The organism is Rhizobium aouanii, assembly GCF_037002925.1.
Taxonomy (GTDB): domain Bacteria; phylum Pseudomonadota; class Alphaproteobacteria; order Rhizobiales; family Rhizobiaceae; genus Rhizobium; species Rhizobium aouanii.
Window position 1 is genome coordinate 213,701 of sequence record NZ_JBAMYD010000003.1, and the last position, 21,614, is coordinate 235,314.

19 protein-coding genes are annotated in these 21,614 nt (G+C 61.5%); 17 read left to right on the plus strand and 2 right to left on the minus strand.

The annotated features are described in order from the left end of the window. Positions 1–2: 2 nt before the first annotated feature. The 16 genes from V8P77_RS06890 (at position 3) to lpxB (ending at position 16,721) form a co-directional block, all read left to right on the plus strand. Positions 3–1,571, plus strand: coding sequence for a substrate-binding domain-containing protein (locus tag V8P77_RS06890; protein WP_335911537.1), 1,569 nt, complete (start codon positions 3–5; stop codon positions 1,569–1,571). A gap of 7 nt (positions 1,572–1,578) precedes the next feature. Beyond that, entirely contained in the window at positions 1,579–2,196 is a 618-nt protein-coding gene (locus tag V8P77_RS06895; protein ID WP_335911366.1) for a 5-bromo-4-chloroindolyl phosphate hydrolysis family protein, read from the plus strand. Next, complete coding sequence (locus V8P77_RS06900; RefSeq protein ID WP_335911367.1) at positions 2,196–3,302, plus strand: type 2 periplasmic-binding domain-containing protein; 1,107 nt, start codon at positions 2,196–2,198, stop codon at positions 3,300–3,302. Before V8P77_RS06895 ends, V8P77_RS06900 begins: the two co-directional genes overlap by 1 nt. Positions 3,303–3,483: 181 nt before the next feature. Next, a complete protein-coding gene (gene rpsB, locus V8P77_RS06905; protein WP_003539287.1) occupies positions 3,484–4,251 on the plus strand; it encodes a 30S ribosomal protein S2 in 768 nt (255 codons plus the stop codon). A gap of 240 nt (positions 4,252–4,491) precedes the next feature. Next, positions 4,492–5,418, plus strand: coding sequence for a translation elongation factor Ts (gene tsf / locus V8P77_RS06910; protein WP_335911368.1), 927 nt, complete (start codon positions 4,492–4,494; stop codon positions 5,416–5,418). A 96-nt stretch (positions 5,419–5,514) separates the two neighbouring features. Then, positions 5,515–6,237, plus strand: coding sequence for a UMP kinase (gene pyrH / locus V8P77_RS06915; protein WP_003539289.1), 723 nt, complete (start codon positions 5,515–5,517; stop codon positions 6,235–6,237). Positions 6,238–6,403: 166 nt separating this feature from the next. Continuing rightward, positions 6,404–6,964 carry a ribosome recycling factor gene (gene frr / locus V8P77_RS06920; protein ID WP_018241888.1) on the plus strand — a complete coding sequence of 187 codons (561 nt, stop codon included), beginning with the start codon at positions 6,404–6,406 and terminating at the stop codon, positions 6,962–6,964. 37 nt (positions 6,965–7,001) lie between these two features. Continuing rightward, a complete protein-coding gene (locus tag V8P77_RS06925) occupies positions 7,002–7,745 on the plus strand; it encodes an isoprenyl transferase (protein ID WP_003539291.1) in 744 nt (247 codons plus the stop codon). Next, on the plus strand, positions 7,745–8,575 hold the full coding sequence (locus V8P77_RS06930; protein ID WP_335911369.1) for a phosphatidate cytidylyltransferase: 831 nt from the start codon (positions 7,745–7,747) through the stop codon (positions 8,573–8,575). The genes V8P77_RS06925 and V8P77_RS06930 overlap by 1 nt, the downstream gene beginning before the upstream one ends. A 29-nt stretch (positions 8,576–8,604) precedes the next feature. Further along, a complete protein-coding gene (rseP, locus tag V8P77_RS06935) occupies positions 8,605–9,738 on the plus strand; it encodes an RIP metalloprotease RseP (protein ID WP_003539293.1) in 1,134 nt (377 codons plus the stop codon). Between the two features lie 199 nt (positions 9,739–9,937). Further along, a complete protein-coding gene (gene bamA, locus V8P77_RS06940; RefSeq protein WP_335911538.1) occupies positions 9,938–12,271 on the plus strand; it encodes an outer membrane protein assembly factor BamA in 2,334 nt (777 codons plus the stop codon). Between the two features lie 50 nt (positions 12,272–12,321). Continuing rightward, a complete protein-coding gene (gene lpxD, locus V8P77_RS06945) occupies positions 12,322–13,386 on the plus strand; it encodes a UDP-3-O-(3-hydroxymyristoyl)glucosamine N-acyltransferase (protein ID WP_335911370.1) in 1,065 nt (354 codons plus the stop codon). Beyond that, the gene (gene fabZ / locus V8P77_RS06950; RefSeq protein WP_003539296.1) at positions 13,379–13,846 is read left to right on the plus strand and encodes a 3-hydroxyacyl-ACP dehydratase FabZ; all 468 of its coding nucleotides are present in this window, start codon (positions 13,379–13,381) and stop codon (positions 13,844–13,846) included. Before lpxD ends, fabZ begins: the two co-directional genes overlap by 8 nt. After that, positions 13,843–14,661 (plus strand): acyl-ACP--UDP-N-acetylglucosamine O-acyltransferase, encoded by an 819-nt coding sequence (lpxA, locus tag V8P77_RS06955; protein WP_335911371.1) that lies wholly within the window; start codon positions 13,843–13,845, stop codon positions 14,659–14,661. The genes fabZ and lpxA overlap by 4 nt, the downstream gene beginning before the upstream one ends. Positions 14,662–14,664: 3 nt before the next feature. Continuing rightward, positions 14,665–15,546, plus strand: coding sequence for an LpxI family protein (locus V8P77_RS06960; protein WP_335911372.1), 882 nt, complete (start codon positions 14,665–14,667; stop codon positions 15,544–15,546). Next, complete coding sequence (gene lpxB / locus V8P77_RS06965) at positions 15,543–16,721, plus strand: lipid-A-disaccharide synthase (RefSeq protein WP_335911373.1); 1,179 nt, start codon at positions 15,543–15,545, stop codon at positions 16,719–16,721. Before V8P77_RS06960 ends, lpxB begins: the two co-directional genes overlap by 4 nt. Before the next feature lie 31 nt (positions 16,722–16,752). Here lpxB and gltA read toward each other — a convergent pair whose 3' ends face one another. Next, positions 16,753–18,042, minus strand: a complete 1,290-nt coding sequence (gltA, locus tag V8P77_RS06970; RefSeq protein ID WP_003539304.1) for a citrate synthase — start codon at positions 18,040–18,042, stop codon at positions 16,753–16,755. A gap of 290 nt (positions 18,043–18,332) precedes the next feature. Here gltA and V8P77_RS06975 point away from each other — a divergent pair, with 290 nt between their 5' ends. Continuing rightward, positions 18,333–20,762, plus strand: coding sequence for a ComEC/Rec2 family competence protein (locus tag V8P77_RS06975; RefSeq protein WP_335911374.1), 2,430 nt, complete (start codon positions 18,333–18,335; stop codon positions 20,760–20,762). On the opposite strand, the gene lexA is transcribed toward V8P77_RS06975, so the two are convergent. Continuing rightward, positions 20,743–21,462 carry a transcriptional repressor LexA gene (gene lexA / locus V8P77_RS06980; RefSeq protein WP_003539306.1) on the minus strand — a complete coding sequence of 240 codons (720 nt, stop codon included), beginning with the start codon at positions 21,460–21,462 and terminating at the stop codon, positions 20,743–20,745. The genes V8P77_RS06975 and lexA overlap by 20 nt on opposite strands. Positions 21,463–21,614 lie beyond the last annotated feature (152 nt).

The window sequence follows — 21,614 nt, forward strand, 5'->3', positions numbered from 1 at the left end:
CGATGCGAGCACTGCTTTCAGGCCTGGCACTTCTTGCCGCTCTGCCCCTTGCCGGCTGCAATCCCTTTGGCCAGGGGCCGGATTTCTCGATCGTATCGGGATCGGAGAACACCGTTCTGCAGCCGATCGTCGAAGAATTCTGCAAGCAGAAGAACGCCACCTGCACCTTCAAATATGAAGGCACGCTCGATATCGGTCTGGCTCTGCAGAGTGACCAGGGCGTCGCGCAGGATGCGGTCTGGCCGGCCTCCAGCGTCTGGGTCGACATGTTCGACACCAAGCGCCGCGTCAAGAGCCTGACCTCGATCGCCCAGACGCCGGTGGTCTTGGGCGTGCGCAGGTCGAAGGCTGAGCAGCTCGGCTGGATCGGCAAGGACGTCTTCATGAAGGACATTCTCGCTGCGGTCGAGAGCGGGTCGCTGAAGTTCCTGATGACCTCGGCGACGCAATCCAATTCGGGCGCCAGCGCCTATCTTGCCATGCTGTCGAGCGCGCTCGGCAACAAGCCGGTGATCGAGCCCGGCGATCTCGACGACAAACACGTCCAGGAGAGCGTCCGGTCGCTGCTGTCAGGTGTCGTGCGCTCTTCCGGCTCTTCCGGCTGGCTTGCCGATCTCTATGTCGAATCCGCCGGCAAGGGCACGATCTATGATGCGATGTGGAATTACGAGGCGGTGCTGAAGGAAACCAACGACAAGCTCGCCGCCCTGTCGCAGGAACCGCTTTACGCGATCTATCCGGCCGATGGTGTGGCCATGGCGGATTCGCCTATCGGTTTCGTCGATCATGGCCGCGGGCCGGAAGTCCAGACCTTCTTCAACGATCTGCTCGCCTATCTGAGCTCGGCCCCCGTGCAGCAGCGCATTGCCGATACCGGCCGGCGCATTCCCTTGACCGGCGTTGCCGCAAAGCCGGAGCCGAGCTGGAACTTCGATCCCGCCCGGCTGGTGACGGCGATCCGCATGCCGGAGGCGGGCGTCATCCGCCAGGCGCTCAACCTTTATCAGGCCGTGCTGCGCAAACCGTCCCTGACCGCGCTCTGCCTCGATTTTTCCGGCTCGATGCAGGGGGACGGCGAGGACCAGCTGCAGAAGGCGATGCGTTTCCTGTTGACGCCAGACGAAGCGAGCAAGGTGCTGGTGCAATGGTCGCCCGCTGATCAGATCATCGTCATTCCCTTCGACGGCAGCGTGCGCAACACCTTCATGGCGAGTGGAAACCCGCTGGAGCAGGAAGGGCTGCTGAACGAGATTTCCCGGCAGAAGGCGAATGGCGGCACGAACATGTATGCCTGCGCCGAACGGGCTCTGCAGCAGATTGCCCGAACCGACAAGCTCTCGACTTATCTGCCTGCCATCGTCATCATGACCGACGGCAAGTCCGATGATCAAAGCCAGGCCTTCACCAGAGAATGGAACGCGATGGAGCCGCATGTGCCGATTTTCGGCATCACATTCGGCGATGCCGACAAGACCCAGCTCGACAGTCTCGCCAAGCTGACCTCGGCGCGCGTGTTCGACGGTGGTTCGGATCTCGCCACCGCCTTCCGCACCGCGCGAGGCTACAATTAGGACAGGCATGCGCAACTGGCTCGGCAATGACGGCAACTGGATCGTGGCGGGACTGGCGGCGGCAATCACCGTGCCGCTCTTGAGCTTTGCCGCCGGCATGCCCTTCTGGATCGCCGCCATCATCGCCCTTCTGGTCTTTGCCGGCCTCGTCATTCTGCTCGCGCCGCGCCGGCTGTTCGAAGGCCTCGATATCAAGAGCATCGGCAGCGGGCGCGTCGCCTTTGCCCGCGACCTGCTGGAGGCCGCCGTTCCCTTTGCGCAGAGGCTGGAGACCGCCGCCGACACGATAAGCGATCGTCAGATGGCAGCCGCAGTCCGCCATCTCGCCGAAATTGCCGCTGATGTCTTTCACAAGGTCGAGGCCAAGCCCGAGAGCGCCAATGCGGTACGGCGGTTCCTCTCCTATTATCTGCCGCGTTCTGCCGAGGTGGCGGAAGGTTTTGCCGTCATCGAGGCCAAGCGCGTTCCCGACCCCAAGCAACTGGAGGAAGTGCGCGGCGTGCTGGTCAAGCTCGAAGAGGCCTTCGTCCATTATGCCGACAGCTTGGTTGATGAGGAGCTCGGCACGCTCGACACCGATCTGCGCCTCATCCAGGCATCGCTCAAAGAGGATATTGGACGCTGATGGCCCTTTCTCGTCGCGCCTTTGGAGTGGGACTGCTCGGAGCCGGCGTCGTCGGCACCGGCGGTTATTTCGCCGTCCGGGATCGGCCGGAACTGCAGGGCCTGCTCGGCAGCCGCACGACGCTGTTCGGCTTCGTCGGCGGCGAGAAGGAGGCCTTCCTGGCCGACCCCGACGTCATCAGCGCGCTCGGCGGATACGGATTGACGGTGAACGGCCGCGTCGCCGGCTCCGTCGAGATGGTTCGCGAACAGGCGCTGCTGTCGCAGCATCCGCAATTCCTCTGGCCGTCCTCGTCGATCATGGTCGATATCGCCAGGCAGAACGGCATTTCTATCCGCAACGACCGCGTCGTGCTGAACACGCCGATCGTCGTCTATTCCTGGCAGCCCGTTGTCGACGGACTGATGAAAGCGGGATTGGTGACGGTGACGAACGAAGGCCATCATCAGCTCGACCTCAAGGCGCTGCTTGATGCGATCCTTGCCGGATCCGACTGGTCGAAGCTCGGCGTCAATTCGCTCTACGGCCGCGCCCGCATCGTCTCGACCGATCCCAACCGCTCCAATTCCGGCTTCATGTTCGCAGGCCTGGTGCTCAGCCTGTTCAGCGGCAATGTCGCGACTTCAGGCGACCTTGCTACGTTTGGCGGCAAGGTGCAGGCGATCTTCCGCAATATGGGCTTCAAGTCGCCGTCCTCAGGCAAACTTTTCGACCAGTATCTCGCAGGCGGCCTCGGTGGCGAGCCGATGATCGTCGGTTATGAGAACCAGCTGGTCGAATGGATCCTCGCCGATCCCGCACGCTGGGAGCGCATCAAGGCGAGTGCCGGCGCAAAGCCGGTGGTGCTCTATCCGCGCCCGACCGTCTATTCGGCGCATCCGCTGATCGTCGTCGACGAGAATGCCAACCGGTTGATCGAAGCGCTGGTGAGCCCGAATCTTCAGGAGCTTGCCTGGACGAGGCACGGCTTCCGCGGTCCGCTGGGGACCGCCACCGGCAACGCCGACAGCGCGATCGGCACCCTGCTGCCGGCCGAGGTCGATGCCATCCTGCCGATGCCCGACGCAGGCGTCATGCTGTCGCTGCTGCCGACGCTGGCAAGCTGAGCCGCCAGGTTTTTTCGGCATAAGCCTTGCTTTTGCACCAAATCGAATGTATGGGCACCGGCATTCCACACGTAAGGCATGGGATCGTCCGGGAGAAATCCGGGCTGTTCCGCCCGGTGGCACCCTCGAAGAGAGTGCTGTTCGCCTTGCGGAGGTTCAACCGGAAAAGGAGTAACAAGGCATGGCATTGCCTGATTTTTCTATGCGTCAGCTTCTTGAGGCAGGCGTCCACTTCGGCCACCAGACGCATCGCTGGAACCCGAAGATGAAGCCGTACATCTTCGGCGATCGCAACAACATTCACATCATCGATCTGGCCCAGACCGTTCCGATGCTGTCGCGCGCCCTTCAGGTCGTCAGCGACACCGTTGCCCGCGGCGGCCGCGTTCTCTTCGTCGGCACCAAGCGCCAGGCGTCTGAGATCATTGCCGACAGCGCCAAGCGCTCGGCCCAGTACTACGTCAACTCGCGCTGGCTCGGCGGCATGATGACGAACTGGAAGACGATCTCCAACTCGATCCAGCGTCTGCGCAAGCTCGACGAGATCCTGAACGGCGAAGCCCAGGGCTTCACCAAGAAGGAACGCCTGAACCTCGAGCGCGAACGCGAAAAGCTGGACAAGGCTCTTGGCGGTATCCGCGATATGGGCGGCACGCCCGACCTGATGTTCATCATCGACACCAACAAGGAAAAGATCGCGATCGACGAAGCCAAGCGCCTCGGCATCCCGGTTGTCGCCATCATCGATTCGAACTGCGATCCGGACCTGATCGACTATCCGATCCCGGGTAACGACGACGCATCGCGCGCGATCGCTCTTTACTGCGAGCTGATCTCCCGCGCCGCCATCGACGGCATCGCGCGTCAGCAGGGCTCTTCCGGCCGCGATCTTGGCGCATCCTCCGAAGTTCCGGTCGAGCCGGCTCTCGAGGAAGCAGCCGAAGGCTGATGAAGGCGGGCGGATCGAAAAGGTCCGCCAATGCTTGCAGAGACTGGGAAAGGCCGCTCGCGACTCATCGAAGTTCGGCGGCCTTGCCTGTTTCAAGGGGAGGGCGTCAGGCTCTCCGTCCGATAAGTTTCATATGACGCGTCTTCATCACGCTGTCATACATACAGGTACATTTCGTGCCTCAATCCGGTGCCGAGCCGCGCTTTGCGGCCCACCGTATGAACCGACAAGAGGAAGCTAATGAGCGAGATTACGGCTGCAATGGTGAAGGAACTGCGCGAAAAGACCGGCGCAGGCATGATGGACTGCAAGAAGGCTCTTGCTGAAACCGCTGGCGACATGGAAGCGGCGATCGACTGGCTGCGTGCCAAGGGCATCGCCAAGGCCGACAAGAAGTCCGGCCGCACCGCTGCCGAAGGCCTCATTGGCGTTTCGAGCCAGGGCACCAAGGCTGTCGTCGTCGAAGTCAATTCCGAAACCGACTTCGTCGCCCGTAACGATGCCTTCCAGGAACTCGTTCGCGGCATCGCCAAGGTCGCCGTCTCGACCGACGGCACTGTCGATGCCGTTGCCGCTGCGATCTACCCGGCATCCGGCAAGTCCGTGTCCGACACGATCAAGGATGCGATCGCAACGATCGGCGAGAACATGAACCTGCGCCGTTCGGTTGCTCTCTCGCTCGAGGACGGCGTCGTCGCCACCTATATCCACAATGCCGTTTCCGACGGCCTCGGCAAGCTCGGCGTTCTCGTTGCGCTGAAGTCGACCGGCGACAAGGAAGCCCTGAATGCCATCGGCCGTCAGGTTGCCATGCACATCGCCGCCACTGCGCCGCTGGCGATCCGCCCGGAAGAAGTCGATGCCGCCGTCGCCGAGCGCGAGCGCAACGTCTTCATCGAGCAGTCGCGCGCTTCCGGCAAGCCGGACAATATCATCGAGAAGATGGTCGACGGCCGTATGCGCAAGTTCTTCGAGGAAGTCGCTCTTCTCTCGCAGGCTTTCGTCATCAATCCGGATCTGACCGTTGCAGCCGCCATCAAGGAAGCTGAAAAGGCCGTCGGCGCGCCGATCGAGGTTGCCGGCATGGCCCGTCTGCTGCTCGGCGAAGGCGTCGAGAAGGAAGAAACCGACTTCGCGGCCGAAGTTGCTGCTGCCGTCAAGGGTTGATCTTCCAGCCATAATTGGGAAAACACGAAGGGCATCGCGTGACAACGCGGTGCCCTTCGTGTATCGGGCATTCACGGCAATTTACGAGGAGCCAAGATGTCTTTAGAGCCTGTCTATAAACGTGTTCTACTCAAGGCTTCCGGCGAAGCGCTCATGGGTGGCCAGGGTTTCGGGATCGATGTGACGGTGGCGGACCGCATTGCATCTGACATCGCCGAGGCACGGCATATGGGCGTGGAAGTCGGCGTCGTCGTCGGTGGCGGCAATATCTTCCGCGGTGTCGCGGTAGCGTCCAAGGGCGGCGACCGGGTGACCGGCGACCATATGGGCATGCTCGGCACCATCATCAATGCGCTGGCGCTGGCGACCTCGCTGCGCAAGCTGAACATCGATACGGTGGTGCTTTCGGCCATCTCCATGCCCGAGATCTGCGAGAGCTTTTCGCAGCGCGCAACCCTTTACCATCTGTCGATGGGACGCGTGGTGATTTTTGCCGGCGGCACCGGCAACCCTTTTTTCACCACCGATTCCGCCGCAGCACTCCGCGCCGCCGAAATGGGTGCGGAAGCGATCTTCAAGGGCACCCAGGTGGACGGCATCTATACCGCCGACCCGAAGAAATATCCCGATGCGACCCGGCTCGACCGGCTGACGCATCAGGAAGTGCTGGACAGGGGGCTTGCGGTGATGGACGTTGCCGCCGTAGCGCTCGCCAGGGAGAATTCCATTCCGATCATCGTCTTCTCGATCCACGAGAAGGGTGGTTTTGCTGAAATCTTGACGGGCGGTGGTCTCAAGACCATCGTCTCCGACAACTGATGTAAGCTGCGCCGCGGTTTCGGCGCAGCCCTCGCTAGAACATGATGATTTTAGGCCCGGTGGGGCCTAAAATCTGAATCATGTTCTACATTAAATAGTTAGAGCATGATGTCGCCCGAAAACCGCTGACACTTTTCGGCATCATGCTCTGGACGGGAGCATCCATATGAGTGAAGGTATCGACATTAAGGAACTGAAGCGCCGCATGGACGGTGCGATTTCCGCATTCAAGAGCGACATCGCATCGCTGCGCACCGGCCGTGCTTCGGCCAACATCCTCGACCCGGTGACGATCGAGGCCTATGGTTCGCGCATGCCGCTGAACCAGGTCGCCAACATCACTGTGCCCGAGCCGCGCATGCTGTCGGTTTCCGTCTGGGACAAGTCGATGGTTAGCGCGGTCGAGCGCGGCATTCGCGAATCCAATCTCGGCCTCAACCCGATCGTCGATGGCCAGAACCTGCGCATCCCGCTGCCGGAGCTGAACGAGGAGCGCCGCAAGTCGCTCGTCAAGGTGGCGCACGACTATGCCGAAAAGAGCAAGGTGGCGATTCGCCATGTCCGCCGCGACGGCATGGACGGCCTTAAGAAAGCCGAAAAAGACGGCGTAATCGGCCAGGACGAGAGCCGGGCGCAGTCGGAACGTGTCCAGAAGATGACGGACGAGACGATTTCCGAAATCGACCGCTTGCTTGGCGAGAAGGAAAAGGAAATCATGCAGGTCTAGTGGATCTGTGCCTTTGCCTGGAAAGACCGGACGGGAAATGTCGGAATCTGTATTTGTGACTGTGCCAGAGCATGTTGCCATCATCATGGATGGCAATGGCCGTTGGGCCAAGCAGCGTGGCCTGCCGCGCACAATGGGCCATCGCAAGGGCGTCGAGGCGGTGCGCGAGACAGTCCGCGCCGCCGGTGCGGCCGGCATAAAATATCTGACCCTCTTTGCCTTCTCCTCGGAGAACTGGCGCCGGCCCGAAGCCGAGGTTTCCGATCTGCTCGGCTTGCTCAAGGCTTTCATACGACGCGACCTCGCCGAACTCCATCGCCAGAACGTGCGCATCAAGGTGATCGGCGACCGCCACAGCCTGCGTAGCGACATTCTCGGCCTGTTGCTGGAGGCGGAGGAGACGACCAAGGACAACACGTCACTGACGCTCGTCATCGCCTTCAACTACGGTTCGCGCGACGAGATCGCCCGCGCCGTCGTCAGCCTCGCCCGCGATGTCGAGGCCGGCCGCCTGAGAGCACAGGATATTACACCGGCACTGATCAACGCCCGTCTCGACACGGCCGGCATTCCCGATCCGGATCTCATCATCCGCACCAGCGGCGAAGAGCGGCTTTCCAATTTCCTTCTCTGGCAGGCCGCCTATTCGGAATTCATCTTTCTTCCGGAATATTGGCCGGATTTCAGCCCCGAGATCTTCCGCTCGGCGCTCGAGACATTCGCCTCTCGTGACCGGCGCTTCGGCGGCCTGTCGTCGCAGGCGGCCGCGGTCGGCACCTGATGCAGAGGGAATTGAAGCTCCGCATCGTTTCAGGACTGATTCTTGCTGCCATCGTTCTTGCCGCCACCTGGTATGGCGGCATTGCCTTCCGTATCCTGGCGGTCGTGATCGGCCTGCTGATCTATTATGAATGGTCGAAAATGACAGGCATCGCGCGGGATTGGGTCGCCAATGCCGTCGGCTGGATCGGCGAGGCGGCAATTGCCTTCCTGGTGCTTGTCGGCAATTTCGAATTCGCCGCCGGCATGCTGGCCGGCGTCACCGCCGTCGGCATCGCCCTGATCATGCTGCAGGGCACGAGCCGCTGGTTGCCAGTGGGCCTGTTTTATGCCGGCGCCACCGGCCTGTCGCTTGCCGCGATCAGAGGCGATGACCGGCTTGGCCTTTACGCCATGCTCTTCATCTTTGCCGTCGTCTGGGCAACCGATATCCTTGCCTATTTCGTCGGCAGGGCGCTTGGCGGGCCGAAGCTTGCCCCTTCGATCTCGCCCGGAAAGACCTGGTCGGGTGCAATCGGCGGCGCCGTTTCGGCGGTCGCAGCCGGCGTCGTCCTCGTCCATTTTCTGCTTCCGGGCGCTGAAATCATCGCCGCCGGCGTGGCGTTCGTTCTCTCGGTTTGCAGCCAGTCGGGCGATCTTTTCGAATCGTTCATCAAGCGAAAATTCGGCGTCAAGGATTCGAGCCGTCTCATTCCGGGCCATGGCGGCGTCATGGACCGTGTCGACGGACTGATTTTCGCCTGTTTTTCGGCGTTCTTGCTTGCTGGGCTTTTTTCCCTGATAAAGGGGGCCGAAATGACGTCGCTTGGCGCGGCATTGTTCGGACTCTGACAAACGCGGCAGTCTGACGGAAAGGACTCATGGAAACGATGAGCGGCATATACGCATTTCTGATGGGGAACATCGTCACCTTCATCCTCGTGCTGTCCCTGCTCGTCTTCGTGCATGAGATGGGTCATTACCTCGTCGGGCGCTGGAGCGGCATTCGCATCCTTGCCTTTTCCGTCGGCTTCGGTCCGGAGATATTCGGCTTCACCGACCGCCACGGAACGCGCTGGAAGATTTCGGTGATCCCGCTTGGCGGTTACGTCCGATTCTTCGGCGACGAGGATGCATCGAGCAAGCCCGACACCGACAAGATCGCTGCCATGTCCGAGGAGGACAGGGCGCGCTCCTTTGCCGGCGCCAAGCTGTGGAAACGCGCTGCAACAGTCGCGGCTGGCCCGATCGCCAATTTTCTGCTGGCGATCGCCATCTTCACCATTCTTTTCTCGGTCTATGGCCGCACGATCGCCGATCCTGTCGTTGCCGAGGTCAAGCCGGACGGCGCTGCCGCTGCCGCCGGCATCCTTCCAGGCGATCTCCTGGTCGCCATCGACGGCGGCAAGGTCGAGACATTCGACGACGTGCGCCGCTATGTCGGCATTCGCCCGAGCCAGAAGATCGTCGTGACGATCGAGCGCGCCGGCCAGAAACTCGATGTGCCGATGGTGCCGCAACGCGTAGACCAGACCGACCAGTTCGGCAACAAGGTCGAGCTCGGCCAGATCGGCATCGTCACCAGCCGGGAGGCCGGCAACTTCCGCTTGAAGACCTATACGCCGCTGCAGTCGCTGCGCGAGGCTGTGATCGAGACCCGCGACATTGTCACCGGCACCTTCAAATATATCGGCAACATCTTCAGCGGAACGATGCGCGCCGATCAATTGGGCGGGCCGATCCGCGTGGCGCAAGCTTCGGGCCAGATGGCATCGCTTGGAATAGGCGCAGTGTTGCAGCTTGCGGCGGTGCTTTCTGTTTCGATAGGATTGCTTAACCTGATGCCGGTTCCGGTACTTGATGGCGGCCACCTGATGTTCTATGCGGTGGAAGCGGTGAGGGGGAAACCGCTCGGCTCTTCGGCCCAGGAAATTGCATTTCGCATCGGCCTGGCGATGATACTGACATTGATGGTTTTCACGACCTGGAACGACATTGGCTCGTTGAGAGGGTAAACGAGCAAGGCAAGGCCAATTACTATTTATTTACGATGTTTCAAGGCTGTAGTGGCGAATGGGTCACGCTTGCAAATGAAGTAAACAGAAATTAACGGCCTGCCTTGCTTGTATGTCAAAAGCGGGTAAAACGACACACGTGACCGGAATCGGGTTTTCCTGGGGCCGGGGACGAGGGAAACAAAAGGTAATGGGTGAAATGAAGGCTGGTTCAAAGTTTTTGAACGCAGTATCGGCGGTTGCGCTGTCTGCTGGTGTTGTTGCTTCGGGCGCAGGTGCTGTGACGTTCGTTTCCGCTACGGCCGCTGAGGCCGCGGTTATCCAGCGCATCGATGTGCGCGGCGCAAGCCGTGTCGGCGCGGAAGCCGTTCGGTCGAACCTCACCATCGCTCCCGGAAAGAGTTTTTCGAACAGCGATATCGATGCCTCGGTCAAGCAGCTCTACGGGACGGGCTACTTCTCCGACGTCAAGATCTCGGTTTCAGGAAGCACGCTCGTCGTCAACGTTCAGGAAGCCCAGCTGGTCAATCAGGTCGTCTTCAACGGCAACCGCAAGATCAAGGACGACAAGCTCGCGACGATCGTCCAGACCCACGCCGCAGGCCCCTACAGCGACACTCAGATCCAGGCCGATATCCAGTCGATCAAGGAAGCCTATGCTGCCACCGGCCGCAGCGAGGTCGAAGTCACGACGCAGGTGGTGCCGCTCGGCGAAGGCCGCGTCAACCTTGCCTTCGTCATCAACGAGGGTGACCGCACCAAGATCGATTCGATCAACTTCGTCGGCAACAATGCCTACAGCGCCGGCCGCCTGGCCGCCGTCATCAACACCAAGCGTTCGAACTTCCTGTCGTTCCTGACCCGCAAGGACGTCTACAACGAAGACAAGCTCCACGCCGACGAAGAAGCGCTGCGTCAGTTCTATTACAATCGCGGCTATGCCGACATGCGCATCGTCTCTTCCGATGCCACCTTCGACGACGCGACCAACAAATACACGCTCACCTTCAATATCGAGGAAGGCCAGCGCTACGACTTCGGACCGGTGACCGTCCAGTCGACCGTCGAAGGCGTCGGCTCAGAGCAGCTACAGCCGCTGGTGCGCACCCGCGAAGGCCAGGTCTACAACGCCAAGGAAGTCCAGAAGTCGATCGAGGCGATCTCCGATCAGGTGGCGTCTGCCGGTTATCCCTTTGCGCGCGTCACGCCGCGCGGTAACCGCGACCTCAACAACAACACGATCGGTGTCGAATATCTGGTCGACCAGGGCGAGCGCGCCTATGTCGAGCGCATCGAGATCCGCGGCAACAGCCGCACGCGCGACTACGTCATTCGCCGCGAATTCGACATGAGCGAAGGCGACGCCTTCAATCAGCAGATGATCACCAAGGCCAAGCGTCGCCTCGAAGCGCTCGGTTACTTCTCCTCGGTCAACATTTCCACCGCTCCGGGCAGTTCGCCGGACCGCGTCGTGGTGATCGTCGACGTGCAGGATCAGTCGACTGGTTCGTTCGGTGTCGGTGCGGGTTATGCCGCCGGCGGCGACGGTCTGTTGCTCGAAGCCTCGATCGAGGAAAAGAACTTCCTCGGCCGTGGCCAGTACATCCGCATCTCGGCCGGTGGCGGCCAGGAAGGCTCGCGCGCATACGGCCTCAGCTTCACCGAACCCTATTTCCTCGGTTATCGTCTGGCGGCAGGCTTCGACGTCAACCGCAGCGAAACGTCGAGCAACGACGACTACGACTACGAGGAAACCAGCGTCGTCCTGCGTGTGACTGCGCCGATCACCGAAGATCTGGCGACGACCTTCCGCTATAACTACAAGCAGATGAAGTATGACGGCGATACCTCTGATCTTTCGGCGACCTACGCCAATCTGGTCGACGAGAGCCCGTGGACACGCTCTTCCGTCTCGCAGACGCTGACCTACAACACGCTTGACGACACCGTCCTGCCGCGTGAAGGCATCTATGCGACGGCGACGCACGAACTTGCCGGCCTCGGCGGCGACTCGCAATTCTACAAGATCTACGGCAAGGCCCGTTATTACCACTTGCTCGCTGACGATGCCGATATCATCGGCTCGCTCTCCGCTTCGGCTGGTTATGTCGTTCCCTTAGGTGACCATCTGAACGTCTTCGACCAGTTTACGCTGACCAACGGCGATATTCGCGGCTTCGAGAACAAGGGTATCGGCCCGCGCATCCGCGGGGATAACGATGACCCGCTCGGCGGCACGACCTATTTCACGGCGTCTGCGGAAGCGACCTTCCCGATGCCGGGCTTCCCGCGCGACTTCAACCTGCGTGGCGCAGTCTTTGCCGATGCCGGCACGCTGTTCGGCAACGACGTCGAGCTTCTTGGGTCCGACCAGGCCGACGGCACCAGCGCTTCGCTGCGCGCTTCCGTCGGTGTCGGCGTCGTCTGGCAGTCTCCCTTCGGTGCATTGCGTCTGGATTACGCGATCCCGGTCCTCAAGGAAGACTTCGACAAGACGCAGAACTTCAAGTTTGGCATCAACAACCAATTCTGATATCGGCAGTCCGGAACTGTAAGACTCAATTCCGTTCTGGAGCATTGCCGATGGAGCAAAACGTTTTTTTTCTGCCCCATGAAGGTCTGAAGCTCGTTGAGCTGGCAGAGTTTCTTGGGGCGGAACTTGCCAATTCCGACTATGCCGATGTTATCGTCAGGTCCGTTGCTCCCATCAGCCGGGCCCGGGCAGGCGATGTCTGTTATATCCTGTCGCGCCGCAGCCGCGATGAACTGGCGACATGCGAAGCCTCGGCGGTGATCTGCGACAAGGCGCTCGCCGATCTCATTCCCCCACATATCCCGGTCATCCTGTCGTCCAATCCGCATGCGGCCTTCGCGATGGCGGGCGGCCTGTTTTATCCCGCGGCATTGCGCCCGGTCATCTTTTCCGGTGAAAGCGAGATCGCGCCAAGCGCGGTGATCGATCCAAGCGCCAGGCTTGAAAAGGGCGTGATCGTCGAGCCGATGGCCGTCATCGGGGCGCATGCAGAGATCGGCGAAGGGACGCGCATCGGCGCGCACAGCATCATCGGTCCGAATGTCAAGATTGGCCGGGATTGTTCGATTGCGGCCGGCGCCAGTATTCTCTGCGCGCTGCTCGGCAATGGCGTCATCATCCACAACGGCGCCCGTATCGGCCAGGATGGTTTCGGTTACGCACCGGGTCCGCGCGGCATGATCAAGATCGTCCAGATCGGCCGGGTGATCATCCAGGATAATGTCGAGATCGGCGCCAACACCACGATCGACCGAGGCGCCATGGACGATACGGTGATCGGCGAAGGCACCAAGGTCGACAACCAGGTACAGATCGGCCACAACGTTCAGATCGGCCGCCATTGCGCCATCGTCGCGCAGGTCGGCATTGCCGGCAGCGCGAAGATCGGCAATGGCGTGCAGATCGGCGGCCAGGTCGGCATCAAGGGGCATGTGACGATCGGCGACGGCGTGCAGATCGCCGCCAAAAGCGGTATCATGACCGATCTTGCCGCCGGCGGACAATATGGTGGCACACCTGCGCGCCCGCTGAATGACTATCTGAGAGATGTCGCGCAACAGATGTCCAAGACGAAGCTGCGCGGGAAGAAACCTGGAGGCGAGCAAAATGACTGAGGAAGCCACGACAACGCTTTCTTCGGCTGACATCATCGAGATCATGAAGCTGCTGCCGCATCGCTACCCGTTTCTCATGGTCGACAAGATCATCGAGATTGACGGCGACAACACGGCGATCGGCATCAAGAACGTCACGGTGAACGAACCGCATTTCACCGGTCATTTTCCGGAATCTCCGATTATGCCCGGCGTTCTCTTGATCGAGGGCATGGCGCAGACCGCGGGTGCGATCTGTGCCAAGAAGGATGGCCAGCCAGGCAACCTCGTCTATTTCATGACCATCGAGAATGCGCGCTTCCGCAAGCCCGTCGTACCCGGCGATCGTGTTGAATTCCATGTCAGGAAGCACAAACAGCGCGGCAATATCTGGAAATTCCATTGTGACGCCAAGGTAGACGGCGCGCTTGTCGCCGAAGCCGATATCGGCGCGATGATCGTTCGTAAGGATCAGGCATGAGCACTATCGCCGAAAGCGCCCGCATTCACCCGATGGCTGTCGTCGAAGACGGCGCGACCATCGGTGAGGGCGTCAAGATCGGTCCCTTCTGCCATGTCGGGCAGCACGTTGTCCTGCATGCGAATGTCGAGCTTGTGTCGCATGCGGTCGTCACCGGCCGCACCGTGATCGGCAAGGGCACGCGTATCTTCCCGATGGCGGTCGTCGGCGGCGATCCGCAGAGCGTTCATCATGGCGGCGAGGAGACGACGCTGACGGTCGGCGCCAGTTGCACGATCCGCGAGGGCGTGACGATGAACACCGGCACGGCCGATTTCGGCGGCCAGACGATCGTCGGCGACAATAACCTCTTCCTTGCCAATTCCCATGTCGCGCATGACTGCCGGGTCGGCAATCACGTAATCATGTCGAACAACGTCATGCTTGCCGGCCATGTCGTCATCGAGGATCGCGTCATCCTGGGCGGCGGATCGGCCGTTCACCAGTTCACCCGCGTCGGCCGCCAGGCCTTCGTCGGCGGGCTCTCGGCAGTCAGCTACGACGTCATTCCCTACGGCATGCTGAACGGTAATCCCGGGCTGCTGAGCGGCCTCAACGTCGTCGGCATGACGCGCGCCGGCGTCGACCGCGCAGTCATTCACAGGGTGCGTCGCGCCTACAAGTCGATCTTCGAAGGGCCAGGCTCCGTCCGCGAAAACGCCGCCGCCATCCGCGAAGAATATGCCGATTGCGAGCAGGCGGTCCACATCCTCGACTTCATCGCCGCCGACAGCGACCGCGCCCTGTCCTCGCCGACCCGGGGGCAGAAGGGCTAGTCCGTGACTCTTTCCGGCGATACCGCTGCGGGCCGGCTGGCGATCATCGCCGGCGGCGGCCTTCTGCCTTCCTATGTCGCCGAAGCTGCGCGCGCGGCGGGCGAAAATCCCGTCATCGTCGCACTGAAGGACGAAAGCGACCGGCGCTGGGAAGGGTATGACCATGCCGTCATCGGCGTCGGCGATTTTGCAGCTCTCGAGGGCCTCCTGAACCGCTACGGCATCGGCCGTGTCGTCATGTCCGGCAGCGTGCGGCGCCGGCCGGAATGGCGCGAGGTGCGCCCGACGCTGCGCACGCTGATGAAGATGCCGGCCACGATCCGCACCTTGCTGTCCGGCGGCGACGATACGGTGCTGCAGATGGTGATCCGGCTGATCGAGGGAAACGGCCGCCGCGTCGTCGGCGCTCATGAGATCGCTCCCGACCTTCTTGCCTACGTCGGCCCGCTTGGCGCTGCAGCGCCTGGCGAGGAAGACCGGCGCGATATCAGGCGCGCAGCCGATGCCGCTGAGATGCTGGGCCGGCTCGATGTCGGCCAGGGCGCCGTCGCCATCGGCGGGCGCATCGTCGCGCTGGAGGGTCTTGAGGGCACGGACGAGATGCTGGAGCGTGTCGCGGGTCTCAGAGCCGCCGGGCGCATCTCGCCGCGCCGCCGCGGCGCGCTGGTCAAGCTCTGCAAGCCGCAGCAGGATATTCGCGCCGACTTGCCGGCGATCGGCGTTTCCACGGTCCTGAACGCGAGGAAAGCCGGCCTTGCCGGCGTCGCCGTCGAGGCCGGCCGCTCGCTGGTGCTCGATCGCGCCGCCGTCATCAAAGCCGCCGATGAGGCCGGGCTTTTCGTCTGCGGCATCGATCGCGGCCTGAAGGCATGGGGGCTCGAATGAACGGGGCGCCGCTGAAGATCGCCGTCATTGCCGGCGAGGTGTCAGGTGATCTGCTTGGTGCCGATCTTATCGCCGCCCTGAAGCGGATTCATAGCGGACCGGTGGAACTCGTCGGCGTCGGCGGCGAGGGGCTCCAGGCCGAAGGCTTGAAATCCCTGTTCGATTTCTCCGAGCTGTCGATCATGGGCATCACCCAGGTGCTGAGCCGGCTGCCGAAGCTCTATACCCTGATCCGCCGGACAACGGCTGCGATCATCGCCGCAAGGCCTGATATTCTTCTCATCATCGACAGCCCGGATTTCACCCATCGCGTCGCCAAGCGTGTCCGCACCGCGTTGCCCGATCTGCCTGTCGTCAATTATGTCTGTCCGAGCGTCTGGGCCTGGAAGGAATATCGCGCCACGCGCATGCTCGCCTATGTCGATCACGTGCTCGCCGTCCTGCCCTTCGAGCCGGCAATAATGCGCGCACTCGGCGGGCCCGAGACCACCTATGTCGGCCATCGCCTGATCGCCGATCCGGCGCTGCTCGAAGCGCGGCGGCTGCGCGCCGGGCGCGCACCCGTCGGGCAAGCGGGCAAGGCGATCCTGATGCTTCCGGGGTCAAGATCCTCCGAAATCGCCAAGCTCCTGCCGTTCTTCGAGGACGCGGCCAAGGAACTCGTCGCCCGCAACGGCCCGATGCGATTCCTGCTGCCGACCGTGCCGCACAACGAAGCGCTGGTGAAGGGGCTCGTCGCCGGCTGGGCCACGCCGCCGGAGGTGGCGATCGGGCCGGCGCAGAAATGGAAGGCCTTTGCCGAAGCGGATGCGGCGATGGCAGCCTCCGGCACGGTGATCCTCGAACTCGCCCTTGCCGGCGTGCCGACGGTGTCCGTCTACAAGACGGATTGGATCATCCGGCTGCTCGCCCCGCGCATTAAGGTGTGGACGGGCGCATTGCCCAATATCATCGCCGATTATGCCATCGTGCCGGAATATCTGAACGAGATCGTCCGCGGCGCCAGCCTGGCGCGCTGGATGGAGCGGCTGTCGGCCGACACGTTCGAACTGAAGGCTATGAACGAGGGTTACGATCTCGTCTGGCAACGAATGCAGACCGAAACGCCGCCCGGCGAGCACGCCGCGGAGATCCTTCTCGATGTCTTGAAAAAGAAAAAACCCGGTCGTTTCTGACCGGGTTTTCTTTTGGGTTCTTTTAAAGCAATCAGCGCTTCGAAACCGGAATATAGTCGCGCTTCGGTTCGCCGACATAGAGCTGGCGCGGACGGCCGATGCGCTGTTCCGGATCCTCGATCATCTCGTTCCACTGCGCGATCCAGCCGACGGTGCGGGCGAGCGCGAAGAGCACGGTGAACATGGTCGTGGGGAAGCCCAGCGCCTTCAGTGTGATGCCGGAATAGAAGTCGATGTTCGGATAGAGCTTCTTCTCGATGAAATATTCGTCGGTAAGCGCGATGCGCTCCAGCTCCATCGCCACTTCGAGCAACGGATCGTCCTTGATGCCGAGTTCGCCAAGCACTTCATGCGTCGTCTTCTGCATGATCTTGGCGCGCGGATCGTAGTTCTTGTAGACGCGGTGACCGAAGCCCATCAGGCGGAACGGATCGTTCTTGTCCTTGGCGCGGGCGACATATTCCGGAATGCGGTCGACCGTGCCGATTTCGTTCAGCATGTTGAGCGCTGCTTCGTTGGCGCCGCCATGCGCGGGCCCCCAGAGGCAGGCAATGCCGGCGGCGATGCAGGCGAACGGGTTGGCACCCGACGAACCGGCGAGACGGACGGTCGAGGTCGAGGCGTTCTGCTCGTGATCGGCATGCAGGATGAAGATGCGGTCCATGGCGCGGGCAAGCACTGGATTGACCACATATTCCTCGCAAGGCACGGCAAAGCACATGCGCAGGAAGTTCGAGGCATAGTCGAGGTCGTTCTTCGGATAAACGAAGGGCTGGCCGATATGGTACTTGTAGGCCATGGCGGCAAGCGTCGGCATCTTGGCGATCATGCGCAGGCTGGCGACCATTCGCTGGTGCGGATCGGTGATGTCGGTCGAGTCGTGATAGAAGGCCGACAGCGCGCCGACGCAGCCGCACATGACGGCCATCGGATGCGCATCGCGGCGGAAGCCGGTGAAGAAGCGGCTCATCTGCTCGTGCACCATGGTGTGGTGCGTGACGCGGTAATCGAAATCCTTCTTCTGCACGGTGGTCGGCAGTTCGCCGTAAAGCAGGAGGTAGCAGACTTCGAGGAAGTCGCCGTGCTCGGCGAGCTGCTCGATCGGATAGCCGCGATGCAGCAGGACACCTTCGTCGCCGTCGATGTAGGTGATTTTCGATTCACAGGATGCAGTCGAGGTAAAACCCGGATCGTAGGTGAAGGAAGCGGTGTTCTTGTAGAGGGCACCGATATCGATGACGCTCGGGCCGATCGTGCCGCTTTTGACAGCAAGGTCGACAGACTTGTCACCAATTTTTATTGTAGCGCTTTGATCCGTCATGCTGATCCTCCGAAATGGCGGTGGCGCCATAAAAGCGCCATAGGGGTTAAGCGTCCTCACCGATAGCTATATGATCGCGAGGCTAATGCCAAGTTACCGTGACGGCATTTTGTGCATTGCGGTATTATCTTTTAGGCACTGCAGCGATGAGCCGCACGCATATCGGAAGCCGATGATTCGACTGCTCTTTTGGGGCTCGCGATTTTCCCTCATATTTCAATCGATTATCCTTGCCGGATTTGATTGGAGGTTGCATTCTGGCCGCCTTCACAGCCGGGCTTGGGCGGTTCATGCAGGAGTTGACGACAGTCGAATTGCGGCCGGAAGCAGGCGAAGGCCTCGCCGACTCCAACAGTTTTTCACCACCTGTCGTGGTGACGCGATCGACAAGGACGCAGTCGGCGACACCAATGCGCCACCGGCTGCCGGCCGCAGCCTCTCACTTGCTGCGTGCCGGCATGCGCATGCTGGGCGAGGAGGCGGACCATGGCCGCCTGCTGCTGTTCTCGCCGGTCTTCCTCGGCGCCGGGTCAGCCGTCTGGTTTCTCGCGGCATCGGATTTTCCTCTCATTGCATCGCTGCTCTGCCTGTTGGCGCTGACCGTGGCGGTTCTCATTGCCAGCCGCCGGGCCGCGGTGCGGGCAACGCTGCTTGCGCTTTCGCTCGTGGCCTGCGGCATGGTCACGGCGCAGTTCGAGAGCCGGCGGGCTTCCACAGTGATCCTCGATTCCGCCGTGACGACGACGGTGACCGGCCGCGTCGAGCGGCGCGAAGGCGACGGTCGCGGGCGGTGGCGCTACATTCTTGCCGTCACCGGCACTGAGGCGCCACAGGTGAAGCGGCGGCCGGAACGTATCACCGCGATCGCCCGCGGCGCGGACGCGGCCTTCGAGATCGGCGATCTCATCACCGGCAGGGCGCGGCTGACGCCGCCGGCGGGCCCAGCTCTTCCCGAGCTCAACGACTTCTCCTTCAGTGCCTATTTCGATGGCATCGGCGCCAACGGTTTCTTCTACGGTGCACCGACGAAGGTCGATGCGCAGGCAGCTCCCCAGGCTGCAAGATCGACGGCGGAAGCGCTGCTCGAAGGGCTCTACCGGTTGCGCAGCGGCATTGGCGACCGCATAAGGTCAATCCTGCCCGGCGACACCGGCGCTTTTGCCGCTGCTCTGGTGACGGACGAGCGGCGGGCCATTTCGGATGCGACGACGGAGGCGCTGCGCCAGTCCGGTCTGGCTCATATCATCGCCATCTCCGGTCTCAACATGGCGCTATCGGCCGGCATCTTCTTCGTCGGCTTCCGGATGCTGCTCAGCCTCTTTCCCGGCATCGTTGAGGCCTACCCGACGAAGAAGATCGCTGCCGCCGGCGCGCTCATCGCCGTCACCGCCTATTTCCTGATCTCGGGCTTTGCGGTCTCTGCCGAGCGCGCTTTCATCATGATGGCCATCATGTTGATTGCGGTCTTCTTCGACCGGCCGTCGATCAGCCTGCGCAATGTCGCTCTCTCCGCACTCGTCATCATCGTCATTTCGCCGTCCGAGGTTTTGGGTCCGAGCTTCCAGATGTCTTTTGCCGCGACATTGGCGCTGGTCTCGGGTTATCAGCTGTGGAAGGACCGGCGCGTCCGCGAAAACGCCTTCCTGAAGCTGCCGATCATCAGGCCTTTCGTTACGATTGCAGGCTTCTTCGGCGGCGTCTTCCTGACCTCGCTGATCGGCGGTTTTTCCACCGCGCTGTTTTCGATCGAGCATTTTCATCGCCTGACCGCCTACGGCCTGCCGGCAAACCTCGCGACAATGCCGATCATCTCCTTCATCGTCATGCCGGCCGGCCTGCTGGCGATGCTGCTCATGCCTTTCGGTCTGGATGTTTTGCCCTGGAAGGTCGTCGGATTCGGCCTCGATCTGGTGATCGCGGTGGCAAAGACGGTGTCCGGCTGGGATGGTAATATCGACGTCGGCCGCTTGCCAGCCTGGTATTTCGCTGTCGCAGTGGCAGGCTTTCTGCTGCTGACGCTGCTCCGCACCCGCTTGCGCCATGTCGGCACATCGATCATCGCGGTTTCAACGCTCATCCTGTTGCTTCTGCCGGTTCCCCGGCCGCCGGATCTGGTGATTTCGGAGGATGGCAGTCTCGTTGCAATCGTCGAGGCGGCGGCAATGGCTTCCAACCGTGAAAGACCGCCGGATTTCATCTTCGATCAGTGGCAGAGAGCGCTGGTCCTGCCGAGGCATGATCCGCCGAAGATGCTGGATGGTCCTGCTCTCCCAACGCAGGGAGAAGATCGCCGCGTCAGGCTTTCCCGCGATCAGCAGAACGAAGCAAGGACCGCGATGCGGTCGGCCGCAGCGGGCGGTGACGCAAACCGCTTTTCCTGCGTCAAGAAGGCCTGGTGCACATCAAGGCTTGGCAATGGTCAGGTGGTAACCGTCATCGACAACGCCGCCTACCTCGGCCCGGCATGCGACGCGGCCGATATCGTCGTGACGTCGGTCCGCTTTCGCTTCAACAGCTGCCGCTCAGGCGCGACGCTCTTCACCGGTGAAACGCTGCGCAGAACCGGTTCTATCGAGTTGCGCTTCACGGACGCTGGCCTCGAGGTCGCAACGGCATTCGATGCATTGTCGCGGCCATGGATGCGCCATCGCGCCTATGACTGGCGCAGCAATAGTTTTACCGAATCGGGCCTGGCCAATGTCAGTGATAGCGGCGAATGAGACCGACAAGTTTGCCCTGAACCTTGACACGGTCCGGCCCGAAGATCCGGGTCTCGTAAGCCGGATTGGCGGCCTCCAGTGCGATCGAGGCGCCCTTGCGGCGGAAGCGCTTGAGTGTCGCTTCTTCGTCGTCGACCAGAGCAACGACGATGTCGCCAGGACTTGCGGTGCTGCCGTTGCGGATTATCACGGTGTCGCCGTCGAAGATGCCGGCGTCGATCATCGAATCGCCCTTGACCTCGAGCGCATAATGTTCACCGGAGCCGAGCATGTCGGCCGGAACGACGATGTCGTGGGTATTGTTCTGGATCGCTGAAATCGGCACACCGGCAGCGATTCGGCCCATGACCGGCACGGAGACCGAGTTGCCGTTGTCGGCGACGGGCTTCGCGGGAGCAGGAGTGGCGACCGGCTGCGGTTTGCCGAGGCTGCCCTCGATGACGCTCGGCGAAAATCCGCGCCGGGGCTGAATGCTGGGGCTGTAGGCCTCCGGAAGCTTGATGACCTCGAGCGCGCGGGCGCGGTTCGGTAGGCGGCGAATGAAGCCTCGCTCCTCGAGCGCTGTAATCAAGCGATGAATCCCGGACTTGGAGGCGAGGTCCAGAGCATCTTTCATTTCGTCGAAAGATGGCGGAACGCCGGATTCCTTCATGCGCTCATGAATGAAAAGGAGAAGCTCCTGTTGTTTGCGCGTGAGCATCGACGTTGTGACCTCGTGATTGAAACAAATCCAGAACAGACACTATATGTTCCATATGTGTTCCGCAAGTAGCTAAATTTCCGTAAAACTTGGTGCCAACTCGTTGAGATTTTTATTTTCTTTCGCCGGATTGGGACACATCTCTTGCATTG